The 22,761-nt window shown below is 46.8% G+C and carries 23 protein-coding genes and 3 tRNA genes; 8 read left to right on the forward strand and 18 right to left on the reverse strand.

Going from position 1 to position 22,761, the window contains the following annotated elements; translation table 11 throughout:
* Window positions 1-45: 45 nt before the first annotated feature.
* The 13 genes from nagZ to rpoE form a co-directional block, all read right to left on the reverse strand.
* Window positions 46-1,095, reverse strand: a complete 1,050-nt coding sequence (gene nagZ / locus R2103_RS08285) for a beta-N-acetylhexosaminidase (protein ID WP_317530994.1) — start codon at window positions 1,093-1,095, stop codon at window positions 46-48.
* Window positions 1,096-1,097: 2 nt separating this feature from the next.
* Window positions 1,098-1,475 carry a holo-ACP synthase gene (gene acpS, locus R2103_RS08290; protein ID WP_317530995.1) on the reverse strand — a complete coding sequence of 126 codons (378 nt, stop codon included), beginning with the start codon at window positions 1,473-1,475 and terminating at the stop codon, window positions 1,098-1,100.
* On the reverse strand, window positions 1,472-2,200 hold the full coding sequence (gene pdxJ, locus R2103_RS08295) for a pyridoxine 5'-phosphate synthase (RefSeq protein WP_317530996.1): 729 nt from the start codon (window positions 2,198-2,200) through the stop codon (window positions 1,472-1,474). Before pdxJ ends, acpS begins: the two co-directional genes overlap by 4 nt.
* Before the next feature lie 42 nt (window positions 2,201-2,242).
* On the reverse strand, window positions 2,243-3,136 hold the full coding sequence (gene era, locus R2103_RS08300; protein ID WP_317530997.1) for a GTPase Era: 894 nt from the start codon (window positions 3,134-3,136) through the stop codon (window positions 2,243-2,245).
* 50 nt (window positions 3,137-3,186) lie between these two features.
* Entirely contained in the window at window positions 3,187-3,894 is a 708-nt protein-coding gene (gene rnc / locus R2103_RS08305) for a ribonuclease III (protein WP_317530998.1), read from the reverse strand.
* Window positions 3,895-3,914: 20 nt separating this feature from the next.
* Window positions 3,915-4,286: a DUF4845 domain-containing protein gene (locus R2103_RS08310; protein WP_317530999.1), complete on the reverse strand. Its 372-nt coding sequence runs from the start codon at window positions 4,284-4,286 to the stop codon at window positions 3,915-3,917.
* Window positions 4,287-4,317: 31 nt separating this feature from the next.
* Window positions 4,318-5,124, reverse strand: a complete 807-nt coding sequence (gene lepB / locus R2103_RS08315; protein WP_317531000.1) for a signal peptidase I — start codon at window positions 5,122-5,124, stop codon at window positions 4,318-4,320.
* A gap of 91 nt (window positions 5,125-5,215) precedes the next feature.
* Complete coding sequence (gene lepA, locus R2103_RS08320) at window positions 5,216-7,012, reverse strand: translation elongation factor 4 (protein WP_317532075.1); 1,797 nt, start codon at window positions 7,010-7,012, stop codon at window positions 5,216-5,218.
* 94 nt (window positions 7,013-7,106) lie between these two features.
* Window positions 7,107-7,397 carry a glutaredoxin family protein gene (locus tag R2103_RS08325; RefSeq protein WP_317531001.1) on the reverse strand — a complete coding sequence of 97 codons (291 nt, stop codon included), beginning with the start codon at window positions 7,395-7,397 and terminating at the stop codon, window positions 7,107-7,109.
* Window positions 7,381-8,796: a DegQ family serine endoprotease gene (locus tag R2103_RS08330; protein WP_317531002.1), complete on the reverse strand. Its 1,416-nt coding sequence runs from the start codon at window positions 8,794-8,796 to the stop codon at window positions 7,381-7,383. The genes R2103_RS08325 and R2103_RS08330 overlap by 17 nt, the downstream gene beginning before the upstream one ends.
* A 154-nt stretch (window positions 8,797-8,950) precedes the next feature.
* Window positions 8,951-9,946, reverse strand: a complete 996-nt coding sequence (locus tag R2103_RS08335) for a MucB/RseB C-terminal domain-containing protein (RefSeq protein WP_317531003.1) — start codon at window positions 9,944-9,946, stop codon at window positions 8,951-8,953.
* Entirely contained in the window at window positions 9,943-10,500 is a 558-nt protein-coding gene (locus R2103_RS08340; RefSeq protein ID WP_317531004.1) for a sigma-E factor negative regulatory protein, read from the reverse strand. The genes R2103_RS08335 and R2103_RS08340 overlap by 4 nt, the downstream gene beginning before the upstream one ends.
* Window position 10,501: 1 nt before the next feature.
* Window positions 10,502-11,101: an RNA polymerase sigma factor RpoE gene (rpoE, locus tag R2103_RS08345; protein WP_090316177.1), complete on the reverse strand. Its 600-nt coding sequence runs from the start codon at window positions 11,099-11,101 to the stop codon at window positions 10,502-10,504.
* 275 nt (window positions 11,102-11,376) lie between these two features.
* On the opposite strand from rpoE, the gene nadB reads away from it, so the two are divergent.
* Entirely contained in the window at window positions 11,377-12,972 is a 1,596-nt protein-coding gene (gene nadB, locus R2103_RS08350; protein ID WP_317531005.1) for an L-aspartate oxidase, read from the forward strand.
* A gap of 103 nt (window positions 12,973-13,075) precedes the next feature.
* Here the strand turns inward: nadB and R2103_RS08355 are convergent, their stop codons facing one another.
* Window positions 13,076-13,354 carry a hypothetical protein gene (locus tag R2103_RS08355; RefSeq protein ID WP_317531006.1) on the reverse strand — a complete coding sequence of 93 codons (279 nt, stop codon included), beginning with the start codon at window positions 13,352-13,354 and terminating at the stop codon, window positions 13,076-13,078.
* Window positions 13,355-13,596: 242 nt separating this feature from the next.
* Window positions 13,597-14,043, reverse strand: coding sequence for a protein YgfX (locus tag R2103_RS08360; protein ID WP_317531007.1), 447 nt, complete (start codon window positions 14,041-14,043; stop codon window positions 13,597-13,599).
* Between the two features lie 143 nt (window positions 14,044-14,186).
* Here R2103_RS08360 and R2103_RS08365 point away from each other — a divergent pair, with 143 nt between their 5' ends.
* Complete coding sequence (locus R2103_RS08365) at window positions 14,187-15,227, forward strand: folate-binding protein YgfZ (protein ID WP_317531008.1); 1,041 nt, start codon at window positions 14,187-14,189, stop codon at window positions 15,225-15,227.
* Window positions 15,228-15,262: 35 nt separating this feature from the next.
* Here R2103_RS08365 and R2103_RS08370 read toward each other — a convergent pair whose 3' ends face one another.
* Complete coding sequence (locus R2103_RS08370; protein ID WP_317531009.1) at window positions 15,263-15,973, reverse strand: DUF502 domain-containing protein; 711 nt, start codon at window positions 15,971-15,973, stop codon at window positions 15,263-15,265.
* Window positions 15,974-16,387: 414 nt separating this feature from the next.
* Here R2103_RS08370 and R2103_RS08375 point away from each other — a divergent pair, with 414 nt between their 5' ends.
* Window positions 16,388-17,851 (forward strand): dynamin family protein, encoded by a 1,464-nt coding sequence (locus R2103_RS08375; RefSeq protein ID WP_317531010.1) that lies wholly within the window; start codon window positions 16,388-16,390, stop codon window positions 17,849-17,851.
* 274 nt (window positions 17,852-18,125) lie between these two features.
* Here R2103_RS08375 and R2103_RS08380 read toward each other — a convergent pair.
* Window positions 18,126-18,889 (reverse strand): IS5 family transposase gene (locus tag R2103_RS08380; protein ID WP_317530936.1). Its coding sequence is split into 2 segments (ribosomal slippage): window positions 18,126-18,574 and window positions 18,574-18,889, totalling 765 coding nucleotides; the frame shifts between segments, so codons are not numbered across the junction.
* Window positions 18,890-19,019: 130 nt separating this feature from the next.
* Between R2103_RS08380 and rpsO the strand changes: the two genes are divergently transcribed.
* On the forward strand, window positions 19,020-19,289 hold the full coding sequence (rpsO, locus tag R2103_RS08385; RefSeq protein ID WP_108698442.1) for a 30S ribosomal protein S15: 270 nt from the start codon (window positions 19,020-19,022) through the stop codon (window positions 19,287-19,289).
* Window positions 19,290-19,415: 126 nt separating this feature from the next.
* Window positions 19,416-21,536: a polyribonucleotide nucleotidyltransferase gene (gene pnp, locus R2103_RS08390; RefSeq protein ID WP_317531011.1), complete on the forward strand. Its 2,121-nt coding sequence runs from the start codon at window positions 19,416-19,418 to the stop codon at window positions 21,534-21,536.
* A 103-nt stretch (window positions 21,537-21,639) separates the two neighbouring features.
* Here pnp and dksA read toward each other — a convergent pair whose 3' ends face one another.
* Window positions 21,640-22,065, reverse strand: a complete 426-nt coding sequence (gene dksA, locus R2103_RS08395) for an RNA polymerase-binding protein DksA (protein ID WP_317531012.1) — start codon at window positions 22,063-22,065, stop codon at window positions 21,640-21,642.
* A 275-nt stretch (window positions 22,066-22,340) separates the two neighbouring features.
* Here dksA and R2103_RS08400 point away from each other — a divergent pair.
* The 3 genes from R2103_RS08400 (at window position 22,341) to R2103_RS08410 (ending at window position 22,687) form a co-directional block, all read left to right on the forward strand.
* Window positions 22,341-22,417: transfer RNA gene (locus R2103_RS08400), tRNA-Pro, on the forward strand.
* Between the two features lie 34 nt (window positions 22,418-22,451).
* Window positions 22,452-22,528, forward strand: a tRNA-Arg gene (locus R2103_RS08405).
* Between the two features lie 83 nt (window positions 22,529-22,611).
* Window positions 22,612-22,687, forward strand: a tRNA-His gene (locus R2103_RS08410).
* The last annotated feature ends 74 nt before the right edge of the window (window positions 22,688-22,761 follow it).

Genomic DNA, 22,761 nt, shown 5'->3' on the forward strand with positions numbered 1-22,761 from the left:
CAAAATGACTGTTGATGATTTGTTTTGACTGGCAGGCTTAGTTCACTACAGCGGCAGCTCCCCGCTTTCACAGCCAATGCCGCTGATTTCACGTACTGCCTGCACGTAATCGCCATTTTCGCGCAGTTTTGTCAGTGAGCCGGAATGATTTCTGGCATGCATACGCGCCAAACGGGAGAGGCTGGTAGCCGTCATTTCCCACTGCAAGCCATTTAAAATCTCATCCGCACCGGTGGAATTATTGCACACCAGTATCATGTCGCAACCCGCAGCCAGTGCCGCTTGTGCGCGTGACAACATCGATTCGAGAAATTCTCCGGCGCCGCGCATCGTCAAGTCGTCACTGAAAATACAACCTTCGAATTGCAGCTGCTCGCGCAAAATTTTCTGTAACCAGATGGTGGAAAAACCGGCCGGTCTCGCATCCACTGCCGGATAAATGACATGCGCCGGCATTATTCCGGCCAATCCAAAATCGATCATCTGCCGGAAAGGAATCAGATCGTTCATTTCGATATCGACGAAGCGGCGCTGATCGATGGACTTTTGCAGATGGGAATCGGCCTTGATATAGCCGTGACCCGGAAAATGCTTGCCGACCGCGAGCATGCCGCCTTTTTTCAATCCGAGCATCAATTGATGCGCCAGATCGGAAACGGCATGCGGATCCTGATGAAAAGCACGATCGCCGATCACACCGCTTTGTCCGTGATCGATATCCAGCACCGGCGTAAAACTGAAATCGATATCGCAGGCATTTAACTCCGCCGCCAACACATAGCCGGTCTGCCGGGCGAGATGACGCGCGCGCGCGGGTTGCTTATCCCAGATTTTTCCCAGCTCACGCATCGCGGGTATGCACGTAAAATCTTCCCGGAAACGTTGCACGCGGCCGCCTTCATGATCGACCGCAATCAACAAGTGCGGATTGCGCAACGCATGAATTTGCTGCGTCAATTCTGTCAATTGACGGTGATTGTCATAATTGCGTGTAAAAAGAATCACACCCCCGGTGAGCGGGTGCAGCAGCCTGCGCTTATCGTCCTCGGTCAGCTGCGTACCGGCGATATCGAGCATCACGGGACCCAGCGGCACGATTATCTTTCCAGCACGACAAAGGCGCACACCATATTGATCTCATCGCTGATGGAAAGATGGTGTTGCGTAATGCCTTTATCGTTAATGAGTTGATCTAGCTCGGGATGAAACTGAAAAAAAGGCTTACCCAGATCGTCATGGGTAATCGTGATATACGTGAAACTCACCGGATGGCGCAATCCCGTACCTATTGCCTTAGACAATGCTTCCTTGGCGGCAAAACGTCCGGCCAGATACAGAACCGGCTTACTGCTCGCATGGTATTCCTGCCATTCGCTGTCGGTTAAGATGCGCCGCGCAAAGCGCTCGCCATAGCGGTCCAGCGATTGCGCGATGCGCGCCGACTCGACAATATCGGTGCCAATACCGTAGATCATCCACGCGCCTCAAGCATCAACTGCTTCATTTCCTGCACGGCCTGCTTAAAACCGGTAAAAATCGCCCGCGCGACAATCGCGTGACCGATATTCAATTCGGAAATAGCGGGAATAGCGGCGATGGTTTGCACATTGTCATAATGCAAACCGTGTCCGGCATTGACTTTCAGACCCAGATCGATACCCAGCGCAACTGCTTTTTGGATGGCGGCAAATTGTTCCGCTTCCGTTTCCGCTGTATGCGCATCGGCAAAACCGCCGGTATGAATTTCGATCACCGGCGCGCCTGCGCGCGCGGCCGCATCGATTTGCAACGGGTCGGCATTGATGAACAACGAAACGCGTATCCCCGCTTCCGCCAATTGCCCGCACACCCGCTGAACTTGCTCAAAATGCTTGACCACATCGAGTCCGCCTTCGGTCGTCAACTCTTCACGCCGCTCCGGCACCAGGCAAATGTCGTGCGGCTTAATGCGCAATGCGATACCGATCATCTCGTCGGTCACCGCGCTTTCCAGATTCATCCGGGTAGTTAACCGGTCACGTAAAATCTCGACATCGCGATCCTGTATGTGACGGCGATCTTCGCGTAAATGCAGTGTAATCGCATCCGCTCCGGCGGATTCCGCGATCAATGCCGCTTCGATCGGATCCGGATAGTTTGTGCCGCGCGCCTGCCGTAATGTCGCCACATGATCAATATTGACGCCTAGTTCAATCTTCATTGCAATTTCCCAAGAAGCCCGTTAGAGAAAACTTCTAACACATTATTCGTAACCAAGATTTCTTAACACACTTTCGTTATCAGCCCAACCGCTCTTCACTTTCACCCACACCTCCAAATAGACCTTTTCACCCAGCAGCAATTCCATGTCTTTGCGCGCCTGAGTCGCTATTTGCTTCAACTTTTCACCTTTCTTACCAATGATAATCGCTTTCTGGTTCGGTTTCTCAACCAGAATGGTGGCGTAAATCTTTTGCACCCCATCTTCCTGCTTGAATTGATCGACCACGACACTGGTCGAATAGGGGATTTCGTCGCCGACCAAGCGGAATAGTTTTTCCCGGATAAATTCTCCCGCAATGAAACGCTCACTGCGATCCGTCACTTCATCTTCACCGTACAGAGGCGGATTCTCGGGTAAATACTGACGAATGGTAGTGAGGAGCTCCGGCAATTGGATTTTATGCATGGCGCTGACCGGTATCACGTCGGCGAATTTGAAAGTATTACCCACTTCCTTTAAAAACGGGAGCAACCGATTCTTGTCAGCCAACTTATCAATTTTATTGATCACCAAAATAACCGGAACCTGCTCAGGCAGAATTTTAAGCGCCGCAAGATCGCGCTGATCAAACCGCAGCGCTTCGATGACAAACAAAATAACGTCCACATCCTGCACGCTTTGCGTAACCACCCGGTTCATGGCCGTGTTTAAACGGTTGATAAATTGCGTCTGGAAACCAGGTGTATCCACGAAAACGTATTGCGTTTGCTGGTCCGTCAAAATACCGTTGATGCGGAAACGAGTCGTTTGGGCTTTTCGGGAAGTAATGCTGATTTTTTGTTGCAACAGCTTATTGAGTAATGTCGATTTACCCACATTGGGACGGCCGATAATGGCGATGTAGCCAGTGCGGAAATGGACTGCAACAGTCATACTAAGAAATCTTGGGTTGTCATATCGTGTTATCTGGAATAACTGTCACATTAAGGATACGCATGATGCAAGCAAATTTCGTCATAAGCCAGCTTTGCCGCTGCCTGCTCCGCGCCACGCCGGCTGGTGCCTTCTCCCGAAGTACGGATATCGAATGCCGGTATCACGCACTCCACTTGAAATTTCTGCTTATGCGCTTTACCGCTGGTGGTAACCACCACATACTCCGGCAGCGCCAGTTTCTGGCTTTGTAAAAATTCCTGCAATAAAGTTTTCGGATCCTTGCCTTGCGTTTTAAAATCGATATCCTGCATCAAGGGCAAATAGAGCGTTCTAATAACTTCTTCCGCCTGTGCGTAATTACTGTCCACATAGATGGCGCCCAACACGGCTTCCAGGGCATCAGCCAGAATCGATGGGCGGTGGCAGCCGCCACTCCTGAGCTCACCCTCACCCAATCTTATCAATTGATCGATCTGCAAGTTCAGCGCCATGCCGGACAGCGCTTTCTGATTGACAAAATTGGCGCGCAAGCGCGATAAATGGCCCTCGGGAAGATCCGGGAAGTGTGTATAAATCAATCCGGCGATCGCACAATTCAGTACCGCATCGCCAAGAAATTCAAGCCGTTCATTATGCGCTGCGCTATGACTTCGATGCGTCAATGCTTCCTGTAACAACTGGGGTTGTGTAAATGTATACCCCAGGCGTTTACAAAACTGATCGAACAACAATGGATGATTACTCGGTAGCGACATTGGATACGATATTTCCGCTATCACTCGCTGGATGCTTGAAAGTCAATTTGCAGGGAAATATTGGAAACCAGGGGTATTTGGACTACGTAGCTCGCACTGAGTACAATGCGGCCATTTTCCTTATTGATTTTAATATCCTGCCCATTGATAGATTTAATATTATCGATTTGAGCGCGCTTATCAAACAGTATTTTTATTTGACTCGGGCTTGTGGTCTGCGTATCGATATCTTTCACAATGGCAGCCAAATTTCTTTTGATCGATGAGAATTCAATATAAGCAGGTGCAACTTTCAAACCGGAAATTGAAACCAGAATTAAAATCACCGCCCAGACGAGCAAACCGGATAAGCTAATCCCCCTTTGTTTTTGCCGCAGCGTATGATATCTCATGCTTTCTTCCACATTTAAAAAAGCTTATCGATTATTTAATGGATAGCCCGATACGATCAAAGCTTCCAAAGTTCCACCAAATCATGAAGGCTTTGCCGACAATATTTTCCTCCGGAACAAACCCCCAGTAACGGCTATCGCTGCTACTGTCGCGATTATCCCCGAGGGCAAAATAATTTCCCGGTGGCACTTCACAGGTAAATCCCGTGCGGTGGTACTTGCAGTTATCGCGAAACGGAAAATCCCTGACATTCGAGTATTGCAGTCCTTTAACATCCTGATTAATCAGAATAGAATGACTTTCTTCCTTGCTGAGATATTCCGAATAACGATCGGAATAAATATAGCCGTGCCCAGACTCGACATATTTGTAATCGCCGTCATAGTCCATTTTGATCACTTCACCATTAATAATCAGCTGCTTATTATGATAAGTGATCACGTCGCCGGGCAGTCCGACTACACGCTTGATATAATCAATCGAAGGATCCTCAGGATAGCGGAATACCAGCACATCGCCACGCTTGGGCTCATTCATATCGATAACTTTCTTGTTGATAACCGGCAGCCGGATTCCATAGGTATATTTGTTGACCAAAATGAAATCGCCAACCAGCAGCGTCGGTATCATCGACCCGGAAGGAATTTTGAATGGCTCGATCACAAAAGAGCGCAAGCTGAAAACGATCAGAATGATTGGAAAAAAGCTCTTGGGATATTCGATCCACCAAGGTTCACTTTCTCCTTCGGCGCGTTTATTTTTCCAAAACAGAAAATCCAGTAAATAAATACAACCGGTAATCACCAGCAGTACGAACAAAATCAAAGGAAAATTCATTGCGATTCCTTCGATGACACATGAAATATCGTATTAAAGCAATCCGGCTTTAATTCAAAACCGGACAATAGAACTGTATTTTTACGCTTCATTATTTATTATCAACCTGCAAAATTGCCAGAAATGCTTCTTGCGGAATTTCCACATTACCCACCCGTTTCATTCTCTTTTTACCTGCTTTTTGCTTCTCCAGCAACTTTCGTTTACGGGATATATCGCCACCGTAACATTTTGCCAACACATTCTTGCGTAACGCTTTGACTGTCTCGCGCGAGATGATATGCGCACCGATGGCCGCCTGCACGGCAATATCGAACATCTGACGCGGAATCAATTCACGCATTTTTTGCACCAATTCACGTCCGCGGTAGTGACTGTTGCTGCGGTGAATGATCAGCGACAACGCATCGACTTTATCGCCATTAATCAACACATCCAGTTTCACCAAATCGGAAGCGCGGAATTCCTTGAATTCATAGTCCAATGAAGCATAGCCGCGGCTGGTTGATTTCAAGCGGTCAAAGAAATCCATCACGACTTCATTCAATGGCATCTCATAGGTCAGCATCACTTGCTTACCCATATACTGCATATTCGTCTGGTTGCCGCGTTTGCTTACGCACAAGGTTATCACCGCGCCCACATATTCTTCCGGCACGATGATGGTGGATGTGATAATTGGTTCGCGTATCTCTTCGATTTTAGAGAGATCAGGAATCTTGGACGGATTCTCAATTTCGATCATGGTGCCATCGCGCAACAGCACTTGATATACCACTGTCGGTGCAGTCGTAATCAAATCCATATCGTATTCTCTTTCCAGCCTTTCCTGCACAATGTCCATATGCAGCAGCCCAAGAAAACCGCAACGGAAACCAAAACCCAATGCTTGCGATACTTCCGGTTCAAAGTGCAACGATGAGTCGTTCAGCTTCAGTTTCTCCAGAGCTGAACGCAGAGCATCGTACTGATTGGATTCCACCGGGTATAATCCGGCAAATACCTGCGGCTTAATTTCTTTAAAGCCTTGCAGCGGTTTTTCCGCCGGATTGGTGGCCAATGTTACCGTATCGCCCACTTTGGCCGTATCCAGCTCTTTAATGCCGGAAATGATAAACCCCACTTCTCCGGCGCTAAGCGAATCGCGATTTAAGGATTTTGGCACGAACACCCCGACCTGCTCGCATAACTGAACCGCTTTGCTCGCCATCAACAAAATTTTATCGCCGGGTTTCAGCGTGCCGTCCATGACTCTGACCAATATCACGACACCGACATAATTATCGAACCAGGAATCGATAATCAATGCTTTCAGCGGTGCTTTAGGGTCACCTTTTGGTGCGGGAATTTTTGCGATCAATGCTTCTAGAACATCCGCGACACCTTGCCCCGTTTTCGCGCTGATTCTGACGGCGTCGTGCGCATCGATTCCGATAACTTCCTCGATATTGTCGATAACCCGTTCCGGGTCCGCAGCCGGCAAATCAATTTTGTTGAGCACCGGAATGACTTCGACCCCCTGCTCAATTGCGGTATAGCAATTGGCAACCGTTTGCGCTTCAACGCCCTGCGAGGCATCAACCACCAGGAGTGCGCCTTCGCAGGCCGCTAACGAGCGCGAAACTTCATAGGAAAAATCAACGTGCCCGGGCGTATCGATCAAATTCAGCAAGTAAGTTTCACCATTTCTGGCTTTATAGCGTAATGCCGCCGTCTGAGCCTTGATGGTAATGCCTCTTTCGCGTTCCAAATCCATGGAATCCAGGACTTGTTCTTCCATTTCACGATCAGACAAGCCGCCGCATAAATGAATAATGCGATCCGCCAGTGTCGATTTGCCGTGATCAATATGGGCAATGATGGAGAAATTACGAATATGCTGCATCAGGATATGAGATATAAAAATATTTCCAGTACTATAAGATTAACGCCGTTGGACTAGAAATTAAAATATTGTATTGGCAGTTAAAAGAGGCAGCATTCTAACGAAATTCAGCAAGATAATCATCTAAAGCTGCTAAATCCAGAAAATAGTGACAGATTTCCTGGCCGTTATGCGAGGACATCAGCACGGGAATTTTGTCCCCGTAGCGGGCAACCAGCTCAGGATCGGAATCAATATCAATCACCTGAAAAGCGAAAGATACTTGCGCTTGCAAGTTTCGCAGCGCAAGTATCATGTCCTGACAAAGATGGCATTCTTCACGGCCATAAACGATCAATTTGGGTACTTGATCCACGGCCGCTGAGCCCAGCTCAATCTTTTTTGTCATCGTCGGTAAGCTTCATCGTGATAAAAGTCGTGATATCGCTTCGCTTAACAAGCAAAGCGATATTCTTTCCGCTCTTGACCTGACCCAACAATTCATTAAATTGCTCAACAGTTTTCACGTCCTTACTGTTTAAGCCCAGAATGATATCGCCAATGCGGATTCCCGAGCGGCTAGCGATACCGGGCTGCATATCTTCAACCAGCAAGCCATTGGCAATCTCGAGTTGTTTCTTTTGCTCGTCATTAATCTCGCTTAGTGCCAATCCCAAGCGATTCGACGTATTCGTTTTTTTACCTTGTTTCTGTTTGCGATTTTCCGCCGCGTCATCGGAAGGTGTTTCTCCGACTTCGACTTTGATTGTTTTCAAAGCGCCCTCTCGCCAAACTTCTATCGATACTTTGGATTTCGGTTTGGTATTGCCAACTATACGCGGCAAATCTGCCGAGGTTCCCACCTCTTTTTCATCAAACTTCAGAATAATATCGCGTGGCTTGATCCCCGCTTGATCGGCAGGACCACCTTTTTCCACTGAAACAACCAGCGCGCCGTTACTGTCGGATAAACCGAACGACTCCGCGAGCTCTTTGGTAACTTCCTGGATCATCACACCGATTCTTCCCCGGCTCACTTTACCATTAGCTTTTAATTGATCCGCAATTTCGGTTGCAACATTAATCGGTATGGCGAATGATAATCCCATGAACCCGCCAGTCCGGCTGTATATCTGGGAGTTGATCCCAACCACTTCACCGCGCATATTGAACAGCGGGCCGCCGGAATTTCCCGGATTGATCGCCACATCGGTTTGTATGAATGGAACATAATTTTCCTGCGCCAGAGAACGTCCTTTTGCGCTCACGATACCGGCCGTCACACTGTGTTCAAAACCGAACGGTGAGCCGATTGCAACCACCCACTCACCCACTTTGAGATTTTCCGGATTCCCTTGCGTCACTTTAGGCAAATCCGTGGCATTGATTTTAATTAAAGCAATATCGGTTTTCCGGTCAGTACCAATGATCTCAGCAGTAAACTCCCGTTTGTCATTCAGCTTTACCGTAATTTCATCAGCCGTTTCAACAACGTGTGCATTCGTCAGAATATAACCGTCCGCACTGATGATAAAACCGGAACCCAAAGACTTTGGCTCTGATCTTCTCGGCGCGGGGAAAGGTTGCATGTGCCGCTTAAAGAAATCGTAAAACGGCGAATTTTCCGGAAGACCCTGTATTTCAGGGAGAACCTGACTGTTCACCGCATCTGCGTTCTGCATCGCGCTGATATTGACTACCGCAGCGCCATGTTTTTCAACAAGCCCGGTAAAGTCGGGTAATTGATTGGTTTGTGCGAATGCTGATGAGGTATACAAAAACAACATCATTAATATCAATCGAAGCATGATTTTTATCCTTATTTTACGTTTGGCAAGCAATCAACGTGGGTATACATCACTTTTTTAACCGTCGAACCGGGAAATATGTTCAATTTTTCTTGTGGATATCGATGGGAAGCGGAAGAATTTTACAGGTTCGGTATGCTTTGACTTGCGGAAATTAATCTTTTTTAACAACAGAATCGCCTATTAGTTTAATGGTTACCAGTGGAACTTCACCGACTGTTGTTATTTTATTATCATTGAGTGTGCGAACATAGATATTTATCGCACCACGGCTAGTAAAGAAACCAGGAACCGGTGACGGCGCATCCTTACTAATCGGTTCGATAAACACCGAAACTGTTGCAAGTCCGTCAGATACGGCAATATGATCGACCAGAGCAGGCTTTTCGGTTAAATTGCGCTTCATTTCAACCAATTTCCGGAAGCCTGCGGGAAGACTCTTGACCTGCCACGGTAATTCACCTTCGGCTAAAATTGAGGTCAGTAATTTTGTTGTTTCCCACTCGCCTGAAATCAGCGATTGGTTCGGTTTCAATTGACTGGAAGGAATGTCTCCATCGATCTCCAGTTGTGCAAAAGCAAATTGCTCAATGATTTGATTGCCATTGATCACAGCCACCTTCACCGGCACTCCGGTTGCAGTGTCAATCCAAAATTTATGACCATATCGTAACGAATCCCTCGGAGTCAGAGATAAGACCTGGCACTCATGATCCGCAATCCGTTCGCGGCCGATTTCCTTGACGGAGTAATTCTCGTCAACGTTATCTAATGGTAAAGGGAGAATATCAGGAAAGAATTTACGAAACCAACGTTTTTCAGTATATATTTTTTTACTTTCAGGAAGATAACACTGCATCTCATCGTTATTTCGAAAAACAATACGCGGCAGTCCGTCCAGCACTTCAATTTTTTCATATTCACCGGTTGGACCAGCCTTGTGCACAATGCGAGAGGTCTCTATATGGCCATCGGCATAATAAACGAACGTTCCGGAGTAATTATGGCGGCGTGGCGCGTCAGCCATTTTCTTTAACCAACCCAGCGCACTCTGCGTTGAACGAGATAACTCTTGCGCAACCGCTGTTTGAAGGCTTACTACTAGCAGTAAAAATAGCGAAAACAGCGCGAATATTTTACGGCTAATCATCTACCATATCTTTCGTGGTATTCAGTCACGTTATTGACATTGGTAACCTGCCCATTCATCGTGATACCTGGAGAGAATTCCCGGTGCACGAACAGGTAATCATTCATTTCAACCGGGGGATGCGAGTAATTATGAATTAAGGGAGGAGAAGAAACTGTGACGGGTGTGGCAGTTAAGTTATTATCGCGTTTTGATTGTTCAGCTATCATAACCTGCTGCGGTTTATAGAGATTGTTCATTATAACCCACCCCGAAACCATCGCTATCACCGAGGCAGCCATTGAAAAGGCCAGAACTTTATGTGTTTGTTTCTTTTCAATGTCACGAGAGCTATTATTAGGAGAGAGTATGGTTGGTTCGGCTTTTAACTTTTGGCTGACGCTAGCGGATATATTCATCGATAATCGAGATGATTGCCGTAACGCATCACCAATCACGTGATACGCCTTCCACTCATCCCACAGATCATCATCTTTTTTTATCGCTTCAATAATATTTGAAACATTTTGCTGATCAAGCTCACCATCCATCAATGCAGATACTTTACTTTTCACATTACCACCTCTTGTCTTTACTTGTCCCTAGCAAAGGACGCAACTGTTCAGATATCGCTTCACGTGCGCGAAATATGCGCGAACGTACAGTCCCAATGGGACAACTCATAATATTGGCAATTTCTTCATAACTTAACCCATCAATTTCTCTTAAAACAATCGCTGTACGCAATTCTTCAGGTAACGAATCCAACGTCTGATTTACTGTTTGAGCAATTTCTTGGCTCATCAGTTCACTTTCAGGCGTATTCATCTCCTTCAACAAACCGCTATCTTCAAAATCTTCGGCATCTTCATTGTCAAATCCTTGCAATGTCGGCAGCTTACGCCCCTGAGATACCAGAAAATTCTTTGCTGTATTGATACCAATCCGGTACAGCCACGTATAAAAAGCACTATCTCCACGAAATGAAGGTAATGCTCTATATGCTTTGATAAAAGCTTCTTGCGTAACATCCTCAACCTCAGCTGAGTCACGAATGAACTGTGACAATAAACGAGCCAGCTTACGTTGATATTTAATGACTAGTAGATCAAATGCATGCTTATCTCCGCCTTGAACTCGTTCTACTAACTGTTGATCGATCTCCCGATCACCCATACAACCTGATCCCTGAGCATTTTAAATGAATTTATAGTTTCTTCTTGTTCCATTAAATGTAGCATAATGACACAACAGAACAAGTATACATATCCAAATGAATCTCGGGAACTACGTAATTGCATCATCATTGTTTCAGAGACAATTAATCCTATCGATTAGTTCACAATTCAGTTTTTTAGCATCAGTAAAAGCAAATCCATGTATACAGATTGAAGCACTCCGAGTCTGTTATTATTCAGCCTATCAATTACAAAAATAGATGGCCGAGTTTGATGCCTAAAAACAATTTCGATACGCTGATCATTGGCAGTGGATTAGCTGGGTTCACGCTGGCATTACATTTAGCACAGCATAAAAAAATCTGTATCGTGACTAAGCTAAGTGCTGATTCGGGTGCCAGCTCATGGGCGCAAGGGGGAATTGCAGCGGCATTATCCGATAACGATTCTCCATCACAACATGTACAAGACACATTGATCGCCGGAGCCGGCTTATGTGATAAGGACATCACGCAATACATCACTGAAAATGCAGCCAATGCGATTCATTGGTTGATAGATCAAGGTGTTATTTTCACCAGCGACAAAACAAGCGAAACCGGATATCACCTGACAAAAGAAGGTGGTCATAGCATACGGCGCATTATTCATAGCGGTGATGCGACAGGTAAAGCTGTACAGCAAGCCTTAATCCGGAAAATACAAACGCATCCGAATATTTTAGTACTGGAACATCATATCGCCATCGATCTGATTACCAGCGACAAGTTATCCGATTATGCTCAAACGCAGCATAAACGATGCTTTGGCGCTTATATCCTCGACAAAAAACAAGATAAAGTGCTTACTTTTACAGCGCAAAACACTGTATTAGCGACAGGTGGAGCCAGCAAGGTCTATCTCTACACGACCAATCCGGACACCGCCACGGGTGACGGTATTGCAATGGGCTGGCGTGCGGGTTGCCGGATTGCCAATATGGAATTCATTCAGTTTCACCCGACTTGCCTCTATCATCCGCATGCAAAATCGTTCTTGATCAGTGAAGCCGTGCGCGGCGAAGGCGGTTTATTAAAACTGCCTAACGGCGACCGCTTCATGCCACGGCATGATGAACGCGCCGAACTCGCGCCGCGCGATATCGTGGCTCGCGCTATTGACTTTGAAATGAAAAAAAGAGGATTGGATTGCGTCTATCTGGATATATCCCACAAACCTGCTGATTTTCTCAAAGAACATTTCCCAACGATTTATGCCCGTTGCCTGGAATTGGGAATCGATATCACCCGGGAACCGATTCCGGTTGTTCCGGCAGCACACTACACATGCGGCGGGGTGGTGACTGACAAGCACGGCAAAACCGACTTGGATAACCTATATGCCATCGGAGAAACAGCCCATACCGGATTACACGGCGCCAATCGTTTAGCCAGTAACTCTCTGCTGGAATGTCTGGTATTGGCTCAGGCTGCGGGAATCGATATCGCCAATCAGCCGATGAATGGACTGCCCAAGCTGCCCGATTGGGATGAAAGCCGGGTTACGGATGCGGATGAAGAAATTGTCATCGCGCACAACTGGGATGAACTGCGCCGCTTTATGTGGAACTATGTCGGCATTGTGCGAACAACCAAACGATTGCAACGCGCGCAGCATCGCATTGCGTTATTACGCGAAGAAATCGAGGAATACTATACAAACTTCCGTGTTACCAGTGACTTGCTAGAGCTGCGCAATCTCGTCGATAGCGCCGATCTCATTGTGCGATGCGCCATGCTGCGCCATGAAAGCCGGGGATTGCACTATAGCAAGGATTACCCGGATACCTTGCCGGTAGCGCAAGATACGATACTGCAGAGAGAAATTTAAGAGCAACTGAAAACTGTGCTTAACTTTTCAACACCTAAGCCGGTGTAACCGGCTTAGGTTAATAACAGAACAACCCTATTTTTAAATAGATTAATTTAAAAGATTAACTGCATTTTCCTGTTTCGGAACCATCACTATTGGTCTCTGTACCATCATCTTTCACACAAGAATTTTGGCAGACGCCTGATTTTTTACAGGACTTTCCCGCTGGCAGGCTTTTCTTATCAATACAAGTGCCATCTACCAGATAACACACTTGGTTTGCTCCGCAAGCTGATTTTCCATCTTTCTCGGTATCCAGGCTACAAGCGGCAAAAGCCTGGCTGGTAGCAAACACCATTGCAATAACTAATACCAATGCATGAACAGTTTTTTTAAACATATTTTCTCCATTTTTAATTTACAAACAAAGGACTCCCTCTTTGCACAATTAGGATAACAGAAAAATTTTCCATTGCGTGCAAATTGTTTTTATCGCTCATGTGGAGAAATACTTCAGAATAAACAGCCTACTTACATTCCCCAAGGTGCACACCACCATCAAAACGCTAAACACCATGCACGTATTCTGTTGAGCGCAGTTTGGCATGAAATACACCCGCCATCGTTAACCGGCCGCCATGATCATTTGCCAGTTTCTTGATCCTGCTTCCATTTCCATCGCAACCAAACCCGCAACCGCCTGAATTCATCCACTTTGATGCTATCGGGCAATATCACGACACTACGGATAAAAAATTTACCGGCTGGTTGCAGACTCATCACGGTAAGATAAGGAGCGACAAAAGTGCTGCCCAATATGCGGCAAGTGATCGATTGTCCGGATCGCGTTGTTACAATACAGCACATATCCTCCTTCAGCTGCAAAGCGATCACCGCATCATTTGCACTGAGCAATGCATCTTTACGCAGGTAATAGAGCAGACTGATAATCAGCAAGACAACGATGATAGCCTTTACTTCCAAGGGTAACGCCAGCGGCCATAAAAAGCTGGCAGCAATCAGATGCGCCAGACTCAATATCGCCACAAGCCGGTAGGAAGATTGAAGATGAATAAACAAATCAGGCATATTTAAAATCGCTTTTCCAGCCTTGACACTCACAGAAAATAAAATCACCCGGTGCAAAGCGCAATCTCCCGCAGCGCACGCTTGCTTTCACCCGGATTGAGTATCGTATAATCAGTGCCCGTTTATTCATCCGTAGCTTTTGTATGAACCCAGCATGGCAAACCTTTTTACGTGATCGTCACGCCGTCATTGAAAATGATAGCGTGGTACATTTTGGCAACATCACAACCGAGCTTCAAGAGACACCAACAGCCACCGTCATGGCTGATCTATCCCATCACAGCCTAATTCGTTTTTCCGGTGAGGACGCAAAAACTTTTTTGCAAAACCAACTCAGTTGCGATATCCGGGAAATCAATCCAAATCAGGCGCAATATGGCAGCTACTGCACTCCTAAAGGCCGGATTCTGGCAACTTTCCTGCTCTGGCAGCACCATGACGATCTTCTCATGCAATTGCCCGCCGGCTTATCCGCTGCCATACAAAAGCGGTTAACCATGTTTGTGCTGCGCGCCAAAGTGCGGTTGACTGATGCCAGTAATGACTTGGTCCGAATCGGTGTCGCAGGTCCCGATACCGCCATGCTGATTAAAGATGTAACCGGTTTAGCATGCCATTTTGATCATCCGTTGCAAGTCGCGCATGATGGCGCACTGAGCGCTCTTTGTCTGTCTCCGCAACGTATCGAATTGATCACCTCAGTTGAAAATGCACCCGCACTCTGGCAGCGTCTTGATCAACAGGCCAAACCGGTTGGCGTGGATTGCTGGAATTGGTTAAATATCGAATCGGGAATTCCGGTTATATTGCCCGAGACCCAGGAAATGTTTCTGCCGCAGATGGTCAATTTGGACGCCATTGGCGGTGTCAGTTTCAAAAAAGGCTGCTATCCGGGGCAAGAAATTGTGGCACGCACGCAATACCTCGGGAAACTCAAACGGCGCATGTTTTTGGCGCATATCGGCTCGACACAAACCATTAAAGCGGGCGATGCGCTCTACAGCAACGACATGGAAGATCAATCCAGCGGCAACATTGTCAATGCGACACCGTCACCGCAAGGGGGTTTTGATGTTTTAGCCGTCATTCAACAAAGTAGTATTGACACCGGTGAGATACATTGGCAATCACTGCAAGGGTCAACGCTAGAAATTAAGCCGCTGCCCTATTCATTGCCGGCGTAAAAACACAGCGGCTCATCACCGCTTATTGAGTCACTTTATTGTTTCTCAACAGCTTGCGCTTGCGGCTTAGGTTGATTGGAAAAATTCAAATTATCGGGTGCATTGGTCCCTCCCGTCACAACAAACGTCATTGCTTCTTCAGTCGTCCAATCCGTCAGAACGACATCGTCCATCGGCACAATTTCGATATAACCGGAAGTTGGGTTGGGCGCGGTCGGTACATAAACCGCAGCAAGCTTTCTTCCGCTGTTTTTATCCGTTATGACTTTCGTGATAAACCCGACCGCTTTCATTTCTGACGATGGGAAGCTGATCAGCACAACACGTTGCCCGGTAACCGGCGGCTGACTGACCGTGTGCAAGAAACGTTTGGTGGCGCCATAAATTGTTTGCACCAGAGGCAGTCGAGCCAAAATATTTTCATAAATACCGATGACTTTCTTGCCAATGACAAAAGAAGCCAGCAAACCGATGCCATAAAGACTCACAATCGTTAGCAATGCAGCCACTGCATGCTGAAAATTGGAATCGAGAAGCCAGCTGGCCGTGGTATCCGAAAATGGCCGGACAGCACGCGCCATCCCCTTTAACAAAGGATCTCCGATCTGTGCCAATAAATTCAATAAAAAATCAAATACCAGCCACGTCACCCACAGCGGCGCCACGGTAAGAAAACCGATGAGAATATAGCGAGCTAGATGGGCAGAACGTGCTGCAGGCTGCTCCTGATTACTTTCTGTTGACATGCTTTAAAATTTTCTCCCGCCAAGTGTGTATGATCTAAGCTTTATTTTCTTCCGGTCAAAAGGTACAAACCACCGGAAACCGGCCGTCCATAAAACTGGTTATGATAATATTATTTTGCGTGAAACCAATGCAAATATTAGAAATATCATATACTGGCAAGCCTGCGGCGTTCTTGGTAAAATCGCGGGGCACGCTGCAATAATTTCTGACATAGATCGACTGGCATTGAACATGCGTTATCCGTAAAATCTGTTTTCATTTGTAGTAAAAAATTCTGGTCGGCACGCATTCCAAAAAACCAGAGTAACTGACTGAAAACAGCATCATCTCATGCAGAAAAATGAATTTTTAAACTAAAAAATCACCTTCACGCAATTCAGGGTGTACTCTCATAGGAATGAAAAGGGATCGTTATGTCACATAGCTCAACACAAATTAATAAGTATCTTAAGAGTTTACAAAAGCACTTAGCTGATGAGCATCCGGATAACCCGACACTGGCCAATGCAGTAAAAAGCTTCAGAAAAATGGATTATGTCGGCCACAGCATGGGGTTACTCAACAAAGACGAATCCTATGCGACCTGTGTGACCTGGTGGCCTATGATCGCCGTATTAGGTACCTTTTCCGCCGGAAAATCGACCTATATCAATTCCTATCTGGATATGAAGCTGCAACGCACCGGCAATCAGGCCGTCGATGACAAATTCACGGTCATTTGCTACAGCCGTCATAATGAAGCAAAGACACTGCCGGGCATTGCACTCGATGCCGACCCGCGTTTCCCGTTCTTCCAAATCAGCCGTAGTATTGATGAGATTTCCGAAGCCGGTCAAGAGCGCATTGATGCTTACTTGCAGTTGAAAACCTGCCCGTCCGAAAATATACGCGGAAAAATCCTGATCGATTCTCCCGGCTTTGACGCCGACAATCAGCGTGCATCGACATTGCGCTTAACACAACACATCATTAACTTATCCGATCTTGTGCTGGTATTTTTTGACGCGCGCCACCCCGAACCGAAGGCCATGCAGGATACATTGGCTTATTTGGTATCGGCCAGCGTTAACCGTGCCGATGCAAACAAATTCCTGTACATTCTGAATCAGATTGATGTCACCGCACAGGAAGACAATCCGGAAGAAGTTGTTTCGGCCTGGCAACGCTCGCTCGCTGAAGTAGGCTTAGTCACCGGACGGTTCTATCGCATCTATAATCCCGCCGCTGCCGTTCCGATCGCCAATCCGCACATCAAGGAACGCTTCGAGAAAAAACGCGAAGAAGATATGGCTGACATCAATGCAAGAATGCATCAGATCGAAGTCGAACGTTCGTACCGCATTGTCGGAAAACTAGAACAAACAGCCAAAGGTATTAAAAATCAGATTGTTAATAAACTATCTGACATGCTAAAAAAATGGAAAAGCAAAGTCATATTATTTGATGGCTTAGCTTATGGCACATTGGCGGTGCTGGCAGGAATAGCTTTGACGATGAATGAATCGTGGGGGATTGTCAAAACATTCCCGGAAGAGCTCATACAAGGAGATACCACAGCAATCGCCATCGCTTCGTTTTTAGCGCTCAGTATTATTTTCATCCATTTTTCCATCCGCCGCGCAGTTGCCAATAAGCTACTGAAGAATCTGGCAAATGAAATCGGTAACGATCATGAGGTCTACAAACAGTACGTACAGGCATTTAATAAGAGTACCGCCACGTACCGTCCAATGCTCCTCAGCGGACCGGCTGGCTGGAATGATGTTGCACAACAAACCATTGATGAAATCATTAACGAAGCTAACGATTATATTCAAGCATTGAACGATCAATTCACGAATCCATCGGGAAATGAGGGTGAAAATTCGCAAGTTTAAGATTTTACAATGCGAAATCGTTTTCCCGCACTGCTATATGCGCACTTTGCGGCACAAACGATCTTAATCAACCACTAGGGGTAACAAATAGAATTGATAGAAGAATCCAATTCACAATATCAATTCTTTTGTTCTCCATAGATTACTGAGTTTCTTTTTCATCAACTTCAACTCGTGCCCATTCCGGTTTGCCCAGAATTACACTTCCCCATCACTCAGCTTCTGAGCTGTAACGAGCTTTAAGGTCTCTGTTGCCGGTTCGATTTAGGGCCTGTTAACACAATCTGATTGCTTCGACGATGAGAGCGAAGTGGATAAAGGAGATGAAGACGACATCGAGCTTATCGAACCTGGAGAAGATGCGGCGAAATCCCTTGAGCCTTCTGAACAATCGTTCGATCTCGTTGCGTTTTTTGTACATGGCACGGTTGTATTCCCAGGGTGACAAGCGATTTGCTTTGGGCGGAACAACCGGGATGTAACCCAAATCTAGTGCCAGTTGCCGGGTTTGGTCGCCCTCATAAGCACGATCCATCAGCAGGTAGGTGGGCGTATTGACGGGACCGAGGGAAAGCAAAAGCTGCCTGCCCTCTGGCGCATCGTGGGCGTGACCGGGCGAGAGGGCAAAGCTTATGGTTGTTCTGGAATCTGCGGCAACCAGATGAATTTTGGTGGTCCATCCACCTCGAGATTTTCCGATGGATTGGGGGCCGTTTTTTTTAACGCACCCGTACCGTCGGGATGGACTTTGATGCTGGTGCTGTCCAGCGAAACAGTTTCAATACGGATACGGATGATTTGCTGATGCTGAAGTTGCCCAAATACATGGCTCAGTACACCACTCTTTGCCCAGCGATTCATGCGGGTATAGATGGTATGCCAGTTGCCGAATCGCTTGGGCAATCCTCGCCACTTGCAGCCATGCTCGGCAACGTAAAGAATGGCATTGAGAACTTGCAGATTGGAATGGCTGACGTTGCCACGCTGACGCGGCAGGCAGTGCTCGATCTGTTGATATTGAGTTTCGGTGATTTCCATCACCAAATTATATCAAATAGCGTTAACAGGCCCTAGTTTCATAACTTGTTCTGGTTTGGACAAGAACGATATAAAAGAGTAAAATTCCGGCTCTTTATACCCAAGGGTAGTTTAATAACCGGAGAATTTTATGTCAGTCACAATCGACCAAAAAGCACAGGTAGTGCGCGACTATCAAAGAGCCGAAGGGGATACTGGCTCTCCTGAAGTCCAAGTTGCACTCTTAACAACCAGAATCAATGACTTAATCGGTCATTTCAAAACGCATGTCAAGGATCATCATTCCCGCCGCGGTCTATTACGCATGGTTGGACGCCGCCGCAAACTGCTTGATTATCTAAAAAACCGCAATGCCGATTCTTACCAAACGCTGATTGAACGCCTTGGTTTACGTAAATAGATGTTCTCCTCAAGCTTGGCTGGTGCCAATCGAGCAGACCATTTTTCAGTCGTGCAATCGATATTCTTGTCTGCAGGCAAATCAAAATTCGGAAAGATTCATCAAATAGGAAAAAGGGATTGTTAATTGAAACCTATTAAGAAGAGTATTACCTATGGACGCCATCAACTCACACTGGAAACAGGTGAGATAGCAAGACAGTCACATGGCGCTGTAATGGTTACAATGGACGATACAGTAGTACTTGTCACCGTAGTTGGCGCAAAAAATATAAAACCAGGACAGGATTTCTTTCCGCTGACAGTGGATTACCAGGAAAGATCTTATGCGGCAGGCAGAATACCCGGCAGTTTCTTTAAACGAGAGGGTCGTCCATCAGAAAAGGAAATATTAACTTCCCGATTGATCGACCGTCCTATTCGGCCGCTCTTCCCCGAAGGTTTCTATAACGAAGTGCAGATAGTAGCCACGGTAATGTCGGCCGACAATGAAGTGGATCCGGATATACCTTCGATTATTGGCACCTCCGCTGCATTAATCCTTTCCGGCATTCCGTTCGATGGCCCGCTTGGCGCAGCCCGGGTCGGTTATATCAACAATGAATATGTTCTAAATCCAACCACTTCCGAGCTGGAAGATACGCAATTGAATCTAGTTGTTGCAGGTACACAAAACGCTGTTTTGATGGTTGAATCAGAGGCACTGGAACTCTCTGAAGAAGTGATGCTAGGAGCCGTGACGTTTGGTCATGAGCAAATGCAAGTCGTTATCAATGCGATCAACGAGCTTGCCGATGAAGCAGGTGTTACCGCTTGGGATTGGACACCACCGGCAAAAGATGTCGCTTTTGAAGAAAAGATTAACGGCTTGGCGGAAGCTGATTTGCGGCAAGCATACAAAATCAAGCAAAAACAAGCGCGCAGCGAAGCGATTGAAGCCATCAGTCAACGCATCTCCGCCGAACTCGGTGTTGATACCGAGGGTGGCCCCGGTCTCCAGCCATTCAAGGAAGCTTTTTTTGCGCTGGAATCGAAAATTGTGCGCAACCAAATTCTGGATGGTGAACCTCGGATCGATGGCCGCGGCACGCGGACTGTACGCCCTATTACAATTCGCAACGGCGTACTGCCGCGCACGCATGGCTCAGCACTATTTACCCGTGGAGAAACGCAGGCACTGGCAATTGCAACTTTGGGCACCGCGCGCGATGAGCAAAAAATCGATTCGCTGCAAGGCGATTATAACGACCGGTTCATGCTGCATTACAATATGCCGCCCTATGCAACCGGAGAAATTGGCCGTGTCGGCACTCCAAAACGCCGTGAAATCGGCCACGGACGGCTTGCCAAACGCGCCCTAGCCGCGGTACTACCAACTCCCGAAGAATTCGGTTATTCACTCCGTGTGGTATCCGAAATTACCGAATCCAATGGTTCCAGTTCAATGGCATCGGTCTGTGGCGGTTGCCTTGCACTGATGGATGCAGGTGTTCCATTGAAAGCTCATGTCGCGGGTATCGCCATGGGCTTGATTAAGGATGGCAACCGTTTCGCTGTACTGACGGACATTCTTGGTGATGAAGATCACCTCGGTGATATGGATTTCAAGGTAGCAGGCACCGAGAAAGGTATCACCGCCTTGCAAATGGATATCAAAATTCAAGGTATCACCAAAGAAATCATGCATGCAGCGTTGATACAAGCGCATGAAGGGCGGATGCATATCCTGCAAATCATGAAACAAGCGCTGCCATCGACCCGGGAAGATATTTCAGTGCATGCACCGCGCATCATCAAACTGAAAATCAATCCAGAAAAGATTCGCGATGTTATCGGTAAAGGCGGCGCTGTAATACGCACGCTCACGGAAGAAACCGGCACCACCATTGATATCACCGATGACGGTCAAGTTACGATCGCTTGTGTTAATGCGGAAGGCGGTGAGCTCGCCAAAAAACGCATTGAAGACATTACCGCGGAAGTCGAAGTTGGTAAAATTTATGACGGCGTAGTCCTGAAATTACTGGATTTTGGTGCCATCGTCAGCGTTCTTCCCGGAAAAGACGGCTTGTTGCATATTTCGCAAATCGCCAATGAGCGTGTCAACAACGTTTCCGATCATTTGAACGAGGGCCAGCAGGTTCGTGTCAAGGTGCTTGAAGCGGATGACAAGGGTAGATTGCGCCTCAGCATGAAAGCGCTAGCTGCTGATGAAGGCAATACCGATCCTGCTACAGAAGAATCTTAAACCGTCTCAGATTTACGCACTAGCTTAAACAAAAGCCCTGCTTCACAAGCAGGGCTTTTCATTTTAACCGGCTACAAACCCGTTCAGCTCATTGCGTTCAAAACTATTTAGCTATTTGTCTCTCACGCATTTCATCCAGTGTCTTGCAATCGATGCAAAGTGTCGCCGTTGGCCGCGCTTCTAATCGTTTTAATCCGATTTCCACACCGCAGCTTTCGCAATAACCATAATCACCGGAATCGATCTTGCCGATAATCTCATCAATCTTCTTGATCAGTTTGCGCTCCCGGTCACGGTTACGTAATTCAAGCGTCATATCGGATTCCTGACTGGCTCGGTCATTAGGGTCGGCGAAAACCGTCGCTTCATCCTGCATGGTATGAACGGCACGGTCAATATCCTGACCCAATTCCACTTTCATATCGTCCAGTATCTTACGAAAATGCGTCAGCTGATCAGGCCCCATATATTCTTCACCTGCTTTGGGTTCATAGGGAGTCACTTGTTTACTTTGCAGCTCTTTTGGCATCTGTCAGGCTCCTCTTTAATTCCGCTAGCGTACAAAAATCGCATAGTATTATCAGAAAACAGGTTCGATAACAAGTTATTTATCCATAGATGATGTTTGTCATCAGTCGAATTCTACAATAACACACCACTGTAAATTTGATTTGCGACATGACGCATGCAAAATGTAAACATTTCTGGTTTTTAATCGTGCCCAAACAAAATTAGCAAAACTCTCAACTTGAAGCACGAAGAAATTGACGTTTCACCGCTAAGAAGGTATAGTGTCGCCTTTTCCGGGGTGTAGCGTAGCCTGGTAGCGCGCCTGGTTTGGGACCAGGATGTCGGGAGTTCAAATCTCTCCACCCCGACCAATTTCAGCCCTAATATTTAGAGCAGCCCGATTTAGTGCCCGTAGCTCAATCGGATAGAGCACCAGCCTTCTAAGCTGGGGGTTACAGGTTCGATTCCTGTCGGGCACGCCACAAATATTATACCTTCCTCATGGATGGACTGAATTGTTCAACTCGGTTTGTGTGTGCAAGACCGTATCACTTTTCTTCATATGGTGGCTGTAGCTCAGTTGGTAGAGTCCCGGATTGTGATTCCGGTTGTCGTGGGTTCGAGTCCCATCAGCCACCCCACCTGATAATCCATATCCCCCCCTCCATTCTGTTTCTTTATTGTCATTTATGCTCGCAATCCGAAGCGTGACTTT

This window comes from Nitrosomonas sp. Is24, from assembly GCF_033063335.1.
In the GTDB taxonomy this organism is placed as follows: domain Bacteria; phylum Pseudomonadota; class Gammaproteobacteria; order Burkholderiales; family Nitrosomonadaceae; genus Nitrosomonas.

Bases quoted from the DNA above. Each gene is read 5' to 3' on its own strand.
- acpS (WP_317530995.1), bottom strand. From the start codon at position 1,475: ATGATCTACGGTATTGGCACCGATATTGTCGAGTCGGCGCGCATCGCG.
- pdxJ (WP_317530996.1), bottom strand. From the start codon at position 2,200: ATGAAGATTGAACTAGGCGTCAATATTGATCATGTGGCGACATTACGG.
- era (WP_317530997.1), bottom strand. From the start codon at position 3,136: ATGACTGTTGCAGTCCATTTCCGCACTGGCTACATCGCCATTATCGGC.
- rnc (WP_317530998.1), bottom strand. From the start codon at position 3,894: ATGTCGCTACCGAGTAATCATCCATTGTTGTTCGATCAGTTTTGTAAA.
- R2103_RS08310 (WP_317530999.1), bottom strand. From the start codon at position 4,286: ATGAGATATCATACGCTGCGGCAAAAACAAAGGGGGATTAGCTTATCC.
- lepB (WP_317531000.1), bottom strand. From the start codon at position 5,124: ATGAATTTTCCTTTGATTTTGTTCGTACTGCTGGTGATTACCGGTTGT.
- R2103_RS08325 (WP_317531001.1), bottom strand. From the start codon at position 7,397: ATGACAAAAAAGATTGAGCTGGGCTCAGCGGCCGTGGATCAAGTACCC.
- R2103_RS08330 (WP_317531002.1), bottom strand. From the start codon at position 8,796: ATGCTTCGATTGATATTAATGATGTTGTTTTTGTATACCTCATCAGCA.
- R2103_RS08335 (WP_317531003.1), bottom strand. From the start codon at position 9,946: ATGATTAGCCGTAAAATATTCGCGCTGTTTTCGCTATTTTTACTGCTA.
- rpoE (WP_090316177.1), bottom strand. From the start codon at position 11,101: ATGGGTGATCGGGAGATCGATCAACAGTTAGTAGAACGAGTTCAAGGC.
- nadB (WP_317531005.1), top strand. From the start codon at position 11,377: ATGCCTAAAAACAATTTCGATACGCTGATCATTGGCAGTGGATTAGCT.
- R2103_RS08355 (WP_317531006.1), bottom strand. From the start codon at position 13,354: ATGTTTAAAAAAACTGTTCATGCATTGGTATTAGTTATTGCAATGGTG.
- R2103_RS08360 (WP_317531007.1), bottom strand. From the start codon at position 14,043: ATGCCTGATTTGTTTATTCATCTTCAATCTTCCTACCGGCTTGTGGCG.
- R2103_RS08365 (WP_317531008.1), top strand. From the start codon at position 14,187: ATGAACCCAGCATGGCAAACCTTTTTACGTGATCGTCACGCCGTCATT.
- R2103_RS08370 (WP_317531009.1), bottom strand. From the start codon at position 15,973: ATGTCAACAGAAAGTAATCAGGAGCAGCCTGCAGCACGTTCTGCCCAT.
- R2103_RS08375 (WP_317531010.1), top strand. From the start codon at position 16,388: ATGTCACATAGCTCAACACAAATTAATAAGTATCTTAAGAGTTTACAA.
- rpsO (WP_108698442.1), top strand. From the start codon at position 19,020: ATGTCAGTCACAATCGACCAAAAAGCACAGGTAGTGCGCGACTATCAA.
- dksA (WP_317531012.1), bottom strand. From the start codon at position 22,065: ATGCCAAAAGAGCTGCAAAGTAAACAAGTGACTCCCTATGAACCCAAA.